The following is a 12,169-nucleotide window of genomic DNA, read 5'->3' as shown; positions in this document are numbered from 1 at the left end:
ACCCGCACCATTAACAATATATAAACAAAAACCTGAAAAACCCTATCTTACCAGTGGTAATGGTGGGTTAAGTAACAATTTGTAAAACAGATAACTGCATATGGATAAAATTTGCAGCAGATCACACCAAGAGGGATTAAGAGGTTTGATCATCAGCTAAGTGCGTTTTTTATAAAAACGTCAAGATAGCTTTACTAATAAACAGCAAGGGGCACCGACTCATTCACTCAGCTTATAGCGATGAGCAATACAGCTTGCAAGATTCGACTGAAAGCGAACAAAGATCTACAGACATAAAAAAACCCCAGTCTGACGACTGGGGTTTCGAATGGTGGTCGGTAAAGAGGAATTCGACGCGGCTGGGCTTCCGTCGGGGCGGCCAGCCCCCGACCTGTATGCGGTTTCCTACAACCGAAACTCAAATGCAAAAAAGCCCCGTCATTTCTGACGAGGCTTTCGAATGGTGGTCGGTGAAGAGGGATTCGAACCCCCGACCCTCTGGTCCCAAACCAGATGCGCTACCAAACTGCGCTATTCACCGAGCAATTTTAGGCTCATGCCAAGGAAATGATAACATTACCTGAAAAATGGGGTGGCTAACGAGGCTTGAACTCGCGACAACCGGAATCACAATCCGGGACTCTACCAACTGAGCTATAGCCACCATTGTAAGTGGTCGGTGAAGAGGGATTCGAACCCCCGACCCTCTGGTCCCAAACCAGATGCGCTACCAAACTGCGCTATTCACCGACAAAATTCTTTTCTTGGTTTGCGTCAGAAGGTTTACCCTCTGGTCCGCTATTCCAAGAGCCGTGATGCTCTATCAAACTAGGCAATTCAACGACTTAATTCTTCAAGGGATTTACCCTTAGATACTGATATTATAATCAATACCTGTGTAATATGGGGTGGCTAACGAGACTTGAACTCGCGACAACCGGAATCACAATCCGGGACTCTACCAACTGAGCTATAGCCACCAAAATGTTGCTGCCAATATTTCTTAAGACCGGAATGGCGCGCCCGAAAGGATTCGAACCTTCGACCTTTGGCTCCGGAGGCCAACGCTCTATCCAGCTGAGCTACGGGCGCCTTGCCCTATCGGCGGAGGTGAATATTACGGATCACACTGCCCCTCGTCTAGTCTTTTTTTAAATTTTTTTCTTGTTCGCTGTAAATATAAACAAATATCTGTTGATTAGTATCATACAAATACAGCCCCCCGGTTTATCACAGTAAATTTAGGGGATATAATCACGTAGTTTTTACATTTTAAACAATCTGTAAATAATCACTGCCTTGTCTCAACAGTACGATTAACAACAACTCATGCAATACGACTGTGGCAATCGCATATAAGAATCTGGAAGTGTAAGGTGAGCTCAATGGAATTATCTCTTCGACAACTAATGGTAGCCGCAGTAGCAGCAATTACTTTTGCCGGCTCTGCCGTGGCAGCCGATATGTCAGACGAAGCTATTGCGGAACGAATTCAGCCTGTTGGCTCGGTATACCTTGAAGGAGATGCGCCCGCAGGACCTGCCGTAGCCGCTGGCCCGCGCAGTGGTGATACCGTTTATGGCACATTTTGTGTTGCCTGTCATGGTGCTGGCGTTATGGGTGCGCCGAAGAAAGGCGATGCTGCCGACTGGGAAGCCCGTCTTGCCAAAGGCAACGATGTACTGGCCGATCACGCCATCAACGGTTTCAATGCCATGCCGGCCAAAGGCTCATGTATGGATTGTAGCGATGACGAAATCATTGCCGCCATCGACCACATGATTGAAGGCCTATAAGACGGCCTTAATATAAAAAGGGTTGATGTATTGGCATCAACCCTTTTTTTATCTTTATTTCTTAAACATAGCCCGGATATTGGCAATGTGCGCCTGCCCTTTTTGCATCCGCTCCTGCTGGGTAACCGGCTTTCTTTCCGTCTCCCAGTCCAGATCATCCTGAGGGAGTTCGTACAAGAAACGGCTCGGCTCGGGTTTCAGTAGCTCGCCGAACTGTCTGCGCTCCTTACATAAGGTGAAGGTCAGCTCTTTCTGGGCACGGGTAATACCGACATAGGCCAAGCGGCGCTCTTCCTCGACATTGTCTTCGTCAATACTGCTCTGATGCGGCAAGATGCCTTCTTCTGTACCAATCAGGTAAACATACGGAAACTCAAGCCCCTTTGAGGCATGCAAGGTCATCAGCTGGACCTGGTCGGCATCATCGTCATCTTCACCGCGCTCCATCATGTCGCGCAGTGTCAGCCTCTGTACCACCTCTTTCAGGGTTTTCACTTCCTGATCGTAGTTGTCGCCTTCCAGGTCGGCGGTGATCCAGCTATAGAGATCCGACACGTTCTTCATCCGCATCTCGGCCGCCTTCGGACTCGCCGACGTTTCATACAGCCAGTCTTCATAATTGATATCACGCACCAGCTGACGAACAGCCGCAACCGTATCACCACGCTCGGCATTATCGGACAGCTCAACCACCCAGCGGGTAAAGCGCTGCAACGATTCTAGCCCTCGACCGCTCAGGTGCTGCTCCAACCCCAGCTCAAAACTCGCGGCGAACAGACTTTTCCCTCGCATATTGGCATAGGTGCCGAGCTTCTCCAGTGTCACCGGGCCAATCTCCCGCCGCGGGGTATTCACAATCCGTAAAAAGGCATTGTCATCATCGAGGTTAGTCAACAGGCGCAGGTACGCCATGATGTCTTTGATCTCGGCGCGCGAGAAGAAAGAAGTGCCTCCCGATATCTTGTAGGGGATCCGGTTTTGCATCAGGGCTTTTTCAAACAGCCTTGACTGGTGGTTGCCCCGGTACAGGATTGCATAGTCCTTATAACCGGTATTGTTCAAAAAGCGATGGGCAATCAATTCACCCACTACCCTTTCCGCCTCGTGATCCTCGTTCTTGGCGGTGATCACCTTGAGCAACTCGCCATCGGGGATCTCCGAGAACAACGTCTTCTCGAACAAGTGGGGGTTATTGGCGATCAAGATATTGGCCGTACGCAGGATTCGGCTGGTCGAGCGGTAGTTCTGCTCCAGCTTAATCACCCGTAATGACGGGAAATCTTTATTTAGCAAGCCGAGGTTTTCCGGCTGGGCACCGCGCCAGGAATAGATCGACTGATCATCATCGCCCACCACGGTAAATCGTGAACGCTCACCCACCAGCAACTTCACAAACAGGTACTGGCTGGTATTGGTATCCTGATACTCGTCCACTAGCAGATAGCGAATTCGGTTCTGCCAACGCTGGCGAACATCCTGGTTATCGCGCAACAACAGTACAGGCTTCAAAATCAGGTCATCAAAATCCAGTGCGTTGTAGGCTTTCATCTGCTTCTGGTACATGTCGTAGCAGTGGGCAAAGAGCTGATCTCTTTCTGTCTTGGCATAGGCCATCGCCTCGCCAGGCGACAGCATGTCATTTTTCCAGTTGGATATAGTCGACAGCAACTGCTTGAGCAGGTCTTTGTCACCGTCAATCTCGGCCTCGGTCAGCTCTTTAAGCAGCGCCATCTGATCCTGATCGTCGAACAGGGAAAAACTCGCCTTCAGACCCAGTGCTTTATATTCGCGGCGAATAATATTAAGCCCCAGGGTATGGAAGGTAGACACCATCAGCCCTTTGGCCTCCTGGCGCCCCAAAGTCTGCCCGACCCGCTCTTTCATTTCACGAGCCGCCTTGTTGGTAAAGGTCAACGCCGCAATATTTCGGGCTTTATAATCACAACGCTGAACCAGATACGCGATCTTGTTGGTAATCACCCGGGTTTTACCCGATCCGGCACCAGCCAGCACTAAACACGGCCCGGCGACGTAATTTACTGCTTCGGTTTGCCTTGGGTTCAGTTTCATCAGCGTATCCTATGTCGTTTTTGATCATCTAGAGGTCAGCAGGCGCATTGTAGCGGGTTCCTGTCACATGTCTATTCGCCCCCGAATATTCATAGCTGATACCGTCTTCTTGTTAAGAAAACACTTGCACAATAAACAAGGCTCAATAGAATAATGAATGAACATTCATTCATTACCTTTTTTTACATTTGTGACTTTTATGAGTGATAAGAAAACACGCATATTGCAGGCAACTGAAAAGTTGCTGGCAGTATATGGCTTTCACGGTATATCCATGCAGATGGTAGCCAAGGAAGCAGGTGTCGCGGCGGGGACCATTTATCGCTACTTCGAGGATAAAGACGACTTACTCCACCAGCTTCATGACCATATTTTAACTCACGTGGCGAACAAAATTACTCAGAACGTGTCAGATGAAATGCCTCTGAAAAATCGCTTCCGTACCATGTGGTTGAATATTTGGAACATGGCAAATCAGGGGGATGCCCCACTGATAAACCGTGGTCAGTTTGAAAATCTGCCAAGGCGTCAGGGACAGGAACAGCACCAGTTGGAACAAAAGCTCTTTGCCAAGGTCAACCAGCTGTTTGATGAAGGAAAAGCCAGCGGTCAGTTTAAGCAACTCGATAATGAAATTTTAAGTGTTTTAAGCCTTGAGCCAAGCGCTTGCCTGGCTCGCAAACATGTAAACGGTGTTTTCAACGTTAGCGACGATGCACGAGATGCTGCACTTGAAGCGTGTTGGGATGCCATAACACAGCATTAACATTAGCAATTCCGGAGCACACCATAAAATGAAAAAATGGATAGTGATGCTACTTCTCGCACTTCTGCTGTTCGGTAGTGTGATTGGTTTCAATCTGTACAAGCAGAAGATGATAGCAGAGTACATGGCTAACATGCCTGAGCCTGAATTTCCTGTAACCATTGTGGAGACTCAAGCAACCAACTGGGTACCGGCGATTGAAGCCATTGGCTTCATCGAGCCAAACCAGGGGGTGACGATCACCACTGAAACCTCAGGTGTGATTAACAAGATTGATTTCGAATCTGGCTCGACGGTCAAAACAGACCAGCCTCTGGTCAGCCTTGATTCAGATGTTGAAATTGCCAATCTGAAGAGCTCTGAGGCTCGCCTGCCAGCAGCAAAAGCCAAGTATGCTCGTTACCAAGGGCTATATCAGAAAGGATCTATTTCCAAAGAAGCCTATGATGACGCCGAAGCGTCTTACTTCTCGCTATCAGCTGATATTGAAAGCCTGAAGGCGACCATTGACCGCCGTACAATCAAAGCCCCATTTGACGGTGTAGTCGGCCTGCGTAATGTTTTCCTTGGCCAGTACATTCAGCCGGGTGACGACATTGTTCGCCTGGAAGATACCACGCTGATGAAACTGCGCTTTACTGTACCGCAGACGGATATCTCGGATATCCACCTAGGCCAGGACATCGAAATTTTTGTCGACGCCTACCCTGAAACACCGTTCAGCGGCAAAATCAGTGCTATCGAACCAGCCGTCAACTATCAAAGCGGCCTGGTACAGGTTCAGGCTGATATTCCAAACAATGAAGGCCAGCTACGCAGCGGTATGTTTGCCCGTGCCCACATTATTTTGCCGACCCTGGAAGACCAAATCACGCTGCCACAAACAGCCATCACCTTTACGCTATACGGTGATAACGTCTATCTGGTAGGCAAAGATGACAATGGCGATCTACGTGTACGTCAGTCAGTGGTAAAAGTCGGTGAACGCAAAGGCGAGGTCGTACATATCCTTGATGGCGTCAAAGCCGGTGACACTGTTGTCACATCCGGTCAGGTTCGCCTGAGTAATGACGCGAAGGTGCGTATTGTCGAAAGCAATGCACTCGAAGCACCAGCAGAAACACCAATGCTGTAATCCGGAGGATTAATGCGTTTTACTGATGTTTTTATTAAACGTCCTGTTCTGGCGGTGTCGATCAGCTTTCTGATCGCCCTGCTCGGCCTGCAAGCCATCTTCAAAATGCAGGTACGAGAATACCCAGACATGACCAACACCGTGGTAACGGTGTCAACCAGCTATTACGGGGCCAGTGCCGATCTGATCCAGGGCTTTATCACCCAGCCTCTGGAACAGGCCATTGCCCAGGCTGATAATATCGACTTCATGACCTCATCATCAGTGTTGGGTTCGTCCACCATTACGGTGACCATGAAGCTCAATACCGATCCGAATGCGGCGTTGGCGGATATTCTGGCCAAAACCAACTCGGTACGCTCCCAGCTACCGAAAGAAGCCGAAGACCCGACAGTAACCATGTCGACAGGTTCGACGACGGCGGTAATGTATATCGGCTTTACCAGTGACGAGCTGGCTTCCAGCCAGATCACCGACTACCTGGAGCGCGTGATCAACCCGCAGTTCTTCACGGTAAACGGTGTATCTAAAGTTGATCTCTACGGCGGGATGAAATATGCCCTGCGTGTCTGGTTGGATCCAGCCAAAATGGCGGCATACAACCTGACGGCAACCGATGTGATGAACGTGTTGAATGCCAACAACTACCAGTCGGCAACCGGTCAGGCTGTCGGTGAGTTTGTCCTGTACAACGGTACGGCAGACACCCAGGTATCCAATACCGACGATCTGGAGAAATTGGTTGTTTCAACCAAGGAAGGCCAGGTGATCCGTCTGGGTGACATCGCCAAAGTCACGCTAGAAAAGAGCCATGATGTCTACCGTGCATCGGCAAACGGTGAAGAAGCCGTCGTTGCCGCTATCAACGCCGCACCGAGTGCCAACCCAATCAACATCGCCGCCGATATTCTTGAGCTGTTGCCTGAGCTAAAACGCAACATGCCTGAAAATATCTCAATGAACGTGATGTATGACTCCACCATCGCTATCAACGAGTCAATCAACGAAGTAATCAAAACTATCGCTGAAGCGGCTCTGATCGTATTGGTGGTGATCACCCTGTTCCTGGGGTCGTTCCGTGCCGTTATCATTCCGATCGTCACCATTCCGCTGTCTTTGATTGGTGTCGCCATGGTCATGCAGAGCTTCGGTTTCTCCTGGAACCTGATGACCCTGCTGGCAATGGTACTGGCCATCGGCCTGGTTGTTGATGATGCCATCGTGGTACTGGAAAACGTCGACCGTCACCTCAAGCTGGGTGAGTCACCGTTTAGGGCTGCAATTATCGGTACCCGTGAAATTGCCGTTCCAGTTATCGCCATGACCCTGACGCTGGGTGCGGTATATGCACCTATCGCTATGATGGGCGGGATCACCGGCTCGCTGTTCAAAGAATTTGCCCTGACCCTGGCCGGGGCGGTATTTGTCTCCGGTATTGTGGCATTGACGCTATCGCCGATGATGTGTTCAAAAATGCTCAAGGCTAATGAGAAGCCGAGCAAGTTTGAAACATCTGTCCATAACTTCCTCGATCGCATGACCAACCGCTATGAAAAAATGCTTGGCGGCGTGATGAACATGCGTCCTGTCGTTATTGTTTTTGCGGTTATTGTATTTGGCTCGCTGCCGATGTTGTTTAAGTTCATCCCGAGTGAACTGGCGCCATCGGAAGATAAGGGCGTTTTGATGATGATGGGTACATCACCGTCCAATGCCAACCTGGATTACATCGACAACACCATGGCCAAGGTCAACCAGATCCTGACCGAGCAACCTGAAGTGGCCTATGCCCAGGTATTCTCCGGGGTACCAAGCTCCAATCAGGCCTTTGGTATTGCATCTATGGTGCCTTGGAGTGAGCGTGAGGCAAGCCAGGCAGAAGTTGTGGATCGTGTCACTAACTTGGTTAAGGACATTCCTGAAATGGCTGTCACGGCATTCCAGATGCCGGAACTGCCGGGTGCGGGCTCTGGTCTGCCGATTCAGTTCGTCATTACGACGCCAAACCAGTTCGAAAGCCTGTTCCAGGTTGCCACAGATATCCTGGCCGATGTGAATGCCAACCCGATGTTCGTCTATTCAGATCTCGATCTGAACTACGACTCGGCAACGATGAAAATCCATATCGACAAGGATAAAGCCGGCGCTTACGGTGTGACGATGCAGGATATCGGTATTACCTTAAGTACCATGATGGCCGATGGTTATGTCAACCGTATCGACCTCAATGGCCGCTCTTACGAGGTGATCCCTCAGGTTGAACGTAAGTACCGCCTGAACCCTGAATCGATTAAGGGTTACTACGTCCGTGCAGCTGACGGTAATGCCATTCCGCTGGGTAGCTTGATCACCATTGATGTCGTTGCAGAACCTCGTTCGCTACCTCACTTCAATCAGCTTAACTCTGCAACCATTGGTGCCGTGCCGGCACCGGGTACGGCGATGGGTACGGCGATTGACTGGTTCCAGACAGATGCGGCCAGCCAGCTTCCTGCAGGCTACCAGTACGACTTTATGGGTGAGGCTCGTCAGTTCGTTACCGAAGGAAATGCCCTGTACATGACCTTTGCCCTAGCACTGGCAATCATCTTCCTGGTTCTGGCGATTCAGTTCGAGTCATTGCGCGACCCGCTGGTTATTCTGGTCTCGGTACCGCTGGCTATCTGTGGTGCATTGATCGCCCTGTCTTGGGGGGCCGCTTCAATGAATATCTACTCGCAGGTCGGTCTGATCACTCTGATTGGTTTGATCACCAAACACGGTATCCTGATCTGTGAGGTGGCCAAAGAAGAGCAGCTTCATCACCAGAAAGACCGCATGGCAGCCGTGATGGAAGCGGCAAAAGTTCGTCTGCGTCCTATCCTGATGACCACTGCAGCAATGATCGCGGGTCTGATCCCATTGCTCTATGCAACGGGTGCTGGTGCCGCACAGCGCTTCAGTATTGGTATTGTTATCGTATCGGGCCTGGCTATCGGTACGCTCTTTACCCTGTTTGTACTGCCGGTGATCTACACCTACCTGGCGAGTATTCACAAGCCGCTGCCAATCTTTGTCGAGGACAAGGATCTGGAAAAGCTGAAGCGGGCGGACGAAGCACGCAATGCTTTGAAAGCTCGTGACTGCTAAGCTAGTTAGGTAAATAATAAGGCCGCTTTATGCGGCCTTTTTTAATTTATGATTGAACGACGACAACCCGACCATATTTGAATAAAATAACCGCAACAGATTAAAAGCCGTTACGGAGTTAACTCAGCTATGTTTGATCCAAAAAAGCTTGAGCAGGTTGCCAAGCAGATCCACGAGTCAATGCCTCAGCCAGTCAAAGAGCTAGGCAACGATGTAGAACAGAAAGTTCGTCAGGTGATTCAGGCGCAGCTTGGTAAACTAGACGTTGTTAGCCGCGAGGAATTTGACGTTCAGACTCAGGTTCTTTTACGCACCCGCCAGAAGCTTACTGAGCTGGAACAAAAGATGGGCGAGCTGGAAACGAAGCTGGCTGACAACAAGCAAGATAGCGACGCGTAATCTGCCGTCTCTATTAAACAAGTAACAAAAAGCCCGGCAAATGAAATGTGCCGGGCTTTTTATTTATCTAGCTGGAATTAACCACCTACAGCAATGCGCTTCATGTCAGTCATGTAACCACGTAGTTCTTGTCCAACCCACTCAACCGGGTGACTACGTACCGCTTCATTCACATCAATCAGTGTCTGGTTATCAACCTGATTGCTGGTTTCGCCCAGACCTTTACCTATCACATCAGTACCTACCGAAGGCATGAACTTCTCGCGTAGTAATGGAGTGGCAACATTAGCGAACAGGTAGTTACCGTATTCTGCTGTATCAGAGATAACAACATTCATCTCATACAGGCGCTTACGTGCGATCGTGTTCGCAATCAGCGGCAGCTCATGCAGAGATTCATAGTAGGCCGACTCTTCGATAATGCCTGAGGCTGTCATCGCCTCAAAGGCAAGCTCAACACCGGCACGCACCATAGCAACCATCAGGATACCGTTATCAAAGTACTCCTGCTCCGCAATCTGCAGATCCGAGTCAGGGTAGTTTTCAAAAGCGGTTTCAGCCGTCTCGGCACGCCAGCCCAGCAGGTTAGCATCATCATTGGCCCAGTCTGCCATCATAGTGCTAGAGAAGTGGCCGGTAATGATGTCATCCATATGTTTGTTGTAAAGCGGACGCATTAGCTCTTTAAGCTCTTCTGACAGCTCGTACGCTTTAACTTTCGCCGGGTTAGACAGACGATCCATCATATGAGTGATGCCACCGAACTTCAGGGCTTCGGTAATCGTCTCCCAGCCAAACTGAAGTAGTTTACCGGCATAAGCAGGTTCGATACCTTCGGCAACCATTTTCTCGTAGCAGACAATGGAACCAGCCTGCAGCATACCGCAAAGAATAGTTTGCTCACCCATTAGGTCCGACTTCACTTCAGCCACAAACGAAGACTCAAGAACACCGGCACGATGACCGCCAGTTGCCGCAGCCCATGCTTTGGCAATATCCAGGCCCTCACCTTTCGGATCATTTTCAGGGTGAACAGCAATCAGGGTCGGAACACCAAAGCCACGCTTGTACTCTTCGCGAACTTCGGTACCCGGACATTTAGGAGCAACCATCACAACAGTCAGATCATCACGAACCTGCATGCCTTCTTCAACAATGTTGAAGCCATGCGAATAACCCAACGCGGCATCTTGCTTCATCAACGGCATTACGGTTTCAACAACATTTGAGTGTTGTTTGTCTGGCGTTAGGTTAACCACAAGATCAGCTTGCGGGATCAGTTTTTCGTAGCTATCGACTTCAAAACCGTTTTCTTTGGCGTTCTTAAACGACTGGCGCTGCTCATCAATTGCCGCCTGACGTAATGCATAGGCAACATCCAGGCCTGAATCACGCATATTCAGACCTTGGTTCAAGCCCTGCGCACCACAACCAACGATAACCACTTTCTTGCCTTTCAGGAAATCGGCTTCTGTTGCAAACTCTGCACGATCCATAAAACGACAACGGCCTAGCTGATCTAACTGCTGGCGTAGATTTAGGGTATTGAAATAATTAGCCATAACTACAAACTCCGTGAATTCTGTTCCTTGGGTCGACATCTTCCTGTCGAATAACCTGATAGTAGAACAGGTACTTTGTTGCGCAAAGTGATATATTCACAACAACTCATTGCAAAAAGTGCAACATGGACGATGAACATCAAGAACCTGCAATTTTTCCTGCACCTGTGTGATTCAAAAAGCTTTAGTCAGACCGCGCAGGCTATGCATATAAGCCCGTCAGCGCTTAGCCGCATTATCCAGCGACTGGAAGATGATACCGGGCAAACATTATTTATCCGTGACAACCGCAGTGTGGAATTAACCTCTGCCGGAAAAAAACTATTGCCAGTCGCAGCCCAAATTGTGTCTAGCTGGCTAGAACTCAAAACGCAGCTCAGCGAGCAACAGCAGCAGCTACAAGGAAAGCTCAAACTATTTTGCTCTGTAACAGCAAGCTATAGTCATCTACCAGCTATTCTCAATGAGTTCCGCCAGCTCTATCCACAAATCGAAATTCAGCTCATCACCGGCGATCCTGCTCAGGCAGTTGATAAAGTATTACAGGATGAAGCTGATATCGCCATAGCAGCCAAGCCCGAAGCGCTTTCAGCTAAGTTAACCTACCTTGAACTAGACAAAGTAACTATGTCTGTTATTAGCCCGCTGATCCCACCTCCAGGGCTACAGAAGTACCTCACCGATACGCCAGACTGGAGCCAGCTTCCATTTATCCTTCCTGAATCAGGTACAGCAAGGGAACGTGCCGACAAGTGGCTGAAGTCTAAGAAAGTAAAACCGAGTATTTATGCCCAGGTTGGAGGACATGAAGCGATTGTCAGTATGGTTGCTCTGGGCTGCGGCGTCGGCATTGCCCCCGATGTTGTCATTAACAATAGCCCGGTAGGAAATAAAGTCCGTCGTCATTACCAAGAGAATATCGCCCCAATGCAGTTAGGACTCTGCTGTAAGCGCAGCAGAGAGCAAGAACCTTTGTTATCAGCCTTGCTTGAACTCTTCTTGAATCACCAGTGACAAACCATTGATGAGAGCATCTCAACCTCCTGCAACTTTAGGTGGCTTACCTTGTAGAGGATTGATATAAGCGCAGTCTGAGGCTTTCGGAGAAGTAGTGGAAACGGTGAGCGCCTAGTCCGGGCTTGCGCGCAAGCGGGACTCATTCGGCAGATGTAAAAAAGCCCAAGCATTTCTGCTTGGGCTTAGTATAAGTGGCGGAGCGGACGGGACTCGAACCCGCGACCCCCGGCGTGACAGGCCGGTATTCTAACCAACTGAACTACCGCTCCACTCAAATCACCGCACGTTCACTGCG

8 protein-coding genes and 6 tRNA genes are annotated in these 12,169 nt (G+C 49.6%); 6 read left to right on the top strand and 8 right to left on the bottom strand.

Annotated features, from left to right (window positions below):
- Positions 1 to 464: 464 nt before the first annotated feature.
- From EIZ48_RS25845 to EIZ48_RS25825, 5 genes are all read right to left on the bottom strand, one after another.
- Positions 465 to 541, bottom strand: a tRNA-Pro gene (locus tag EIZ48_RS25845).
- Between the two features lie 47 nt (positions 542 to 588).
- Positions 589 to 664, bottom strand: a tRNA-His gene (locus EIZ48_RS25840).
- Between the two features lie 9 nt (positions 665 to 673).
- A tRNA-Pro gene (locus tag EIZ48_RS25835) sits at positions 674 to 750 on the bottom strand.
- A 154-nt stretch (positions 751 to 904) separates the two neighbouring features.
- A tRNA-His gene (locus EIZ48_RS25830) sits at positions 905 to 980 on the bottom strand.
- Positions 981 to 1,015: 35 nt separating this feature from the next.
- Positions 1,016 to 1,092: transfer RNA gene (locus EIZ48_RS25825), tRNA-Arg, on the bottom strand.
- A gap of 293 nt (positions 1,093 to 1,385) precedes the next feature.
- Here EIZ48_RS25825 and EIZ48_RS25820 point away from each other — a divergent pair.
- Complete coding sequence (locus tag EIZ48_RS25820; protein ID WP_160658042.1) at positions 1,386 to 1,796, top strand: c-type cytochrome; 411 nt, start codon at positions 1,386 to 1,388, stop codon at positions 1,794 to 1,796.
- Positions 1,797 to 1,850: 54 nt separating this feature from the next.
- Here the strand turns inward: EIZ48_RS25820 and rep are convergent, their stop codons facing one another.
- On the bottom strand, positions 1,851 to 3,866 hold the full coding sequence (gene rep, locus EIZ48_RS25815; protein ID WP_160658040.1) for a DNA helicase Rep: 2,016 nt from the start codon (positions 3,864 to 3,866) through the stop codon (positions 1,851 to 1,853).
- Positions 3,867 to 4,065: 199 nt separating this feature from the next.
- Here rep and EIZ48_RS25810 point away from each other — a divergent pair, with 199 nt between their 5' ends.
- The 4 genes from EIZ48_RS25810 (at position 4,066) to ubiK (ending at position 9,295) form a co-directional block, all read left to right on the top strand.
- Positions 4,066 to 4,632: a TetR/AcrR family transcriptional regulator gene (locus EIZ48_RS25810; RefSeq protein ID WP_160658037.1), complete on the top strand. Its 567-nt coding sequence runs from the start codon at positions 4,066 to 4,068 to the stop codon at positions 4,630 to 4,632.
- A 28-nt stretch (positions 4,633 to 4,660) separates the two neighbouring features.
- Positions 4,661 to 5,767 (top strand): efflux RND transporter periplasmic adaptor subunit, encoded by a 1,107-nt coding sequence (locus EIZ48_RS25805; RefSeq protein ID WP_160658035.1) that lies wholly within the window; start codon positions 4,661 to 4,663, stop codon positions 5,765 to 5,767.
- Between the two features lie 12 nt (positions 5,768 to 5,779).
- A complete protein-coding gene (locus EIZ48_RS25800) occupies positions 5,780 to 8,896 on the top strand; it encodes a multidrug efflux RND transporter permease subunit (protein WP_160658033.1) in 3,117 nt (1,038 codons plus the stop codon).
- Between the two features lie 129 nt (positions 8,897 to 9,025).
- Positions 9,026 to 9,295: a ubiquinone biosynthesis accessory factor UbiK gene (ubiK, locus tag EIZ48_RS25795; protein ID WP_160658032.1), complete on the top strand. Its 270-nt coding sequence runs from the start codon at positions 9,026 to 9,028 to the stop codon at positions 9,293 to 9,295.
- 77 nt (positions 9,296 to 9,372) lie between these two features.
- On the opposite strand, the gene ilvC is transcribed toward ubiK, so the two are convergent.
- On the bottom strand, positions 9,373 to 10,857 hold the full coding sequence (gene ilvC / locus EIZ48_RS25790) for a ketol-acid reductoisomerase (protein WP_160658031.1): 1,485 nt from the start codon (positions 10,855 to 10,857) through the stop codon (positions 9,373 to 9,375).
- 132 nt (positions 10,858 to 10,989) lie between these two features.
- Between ilvC and ilvY the strand changes: the two genes are divergently transcribed.
- Positions 10,990 to 11,871, top strand: coding sequence for an HTH-type transcriptional activator IlvY (ilvY, locus tag EIZ48_RS25785; RefSeq protein WP_160658068.1), 882 nt, complete (start codon positions 10,990 to 10,992; stop codon positions 11,869 to 11,871).
- Between the two features lie 195 nt (positions 11,872 to 12,066).
- Here ilvY and EIZ48_RS25780 read toward each other — a convergent pair.
- Positions 12,067 to 12,143 (bottom strand) — tRNA-Asp (locus tag EIZ48_RS25780).
- Positions 12,144 to 12,169 lie beyond the last annotated feature (26 nt).

The organism is Photobacterium alginatilyticum, assembly GCF_009910675.1.
Lineage (GTDB): Bacteria > Pseudomonadota > Gammaproteobacteria > Enterobacterales > Vibrionaceae > Photobacterium > Photobacterium alginatilyticum.
This window is presented reverse-complemented; position numbering and strand designations above follow the sequence as displayed.

Bases quoted from the DNA above. Each gene is read 5' to 3' on its own strand.
- EIZ48_RS25820 (WP_160658042.1), top strand. From the start codon at position 1,386: ATGGAATTATCTCTTCGACAACTAATGGTAGCCGCAGTAGCAGCAATT.
- EIZ48_RS25800 (WP_160658033.1), top strand. From the start codon at position 5,780: ATGCGTTTTACTGATGTTTTTATTAAACGTCCTGTTCTGGCGGTGTCG.
- EIZ48_RS25810 (WP_160658037.1), top strand. From the start codon at position 4,066: ATGAGTGATAAGAAAACACGCATATTGCAGGCAACTGAAAAGTTGCTG.
- ilvC (WP_160658031.1), bottom strand. From the start codon at position 10,857: ATGGCTAATTATTTCAATACCCTAAATCTACGCCAGCAGTTAGATCAG.
- ilvY (WP_160658068.1), top strand. From the start codon at position 10,990: ATGAACATCAAGAACCTGCAATTTTTCCTGCACCTGTGTGATTCAAAA.
- ubiK (WP_160658032.1), top strand. From the start codon at position 9,026: ATGTTTGATCCAAAAAAGCTTGAGCAGGTTGCCAAGCAGATCCACGAG.
- rep (WP_160658040.1), bottom strand. From the start codon at position 3,866: ATGAAACTGAACCCAAGGCAAACCGAAGCAGTAAATTACGTCGCCGGG.
- EIZ48_RS25805 (WP_160658035.1), top strand. From the start codon at position 4,661: ATGAAAAAATGGATAGTGATGCTACTTCTCGCACTTCTGCTGTTCGGT.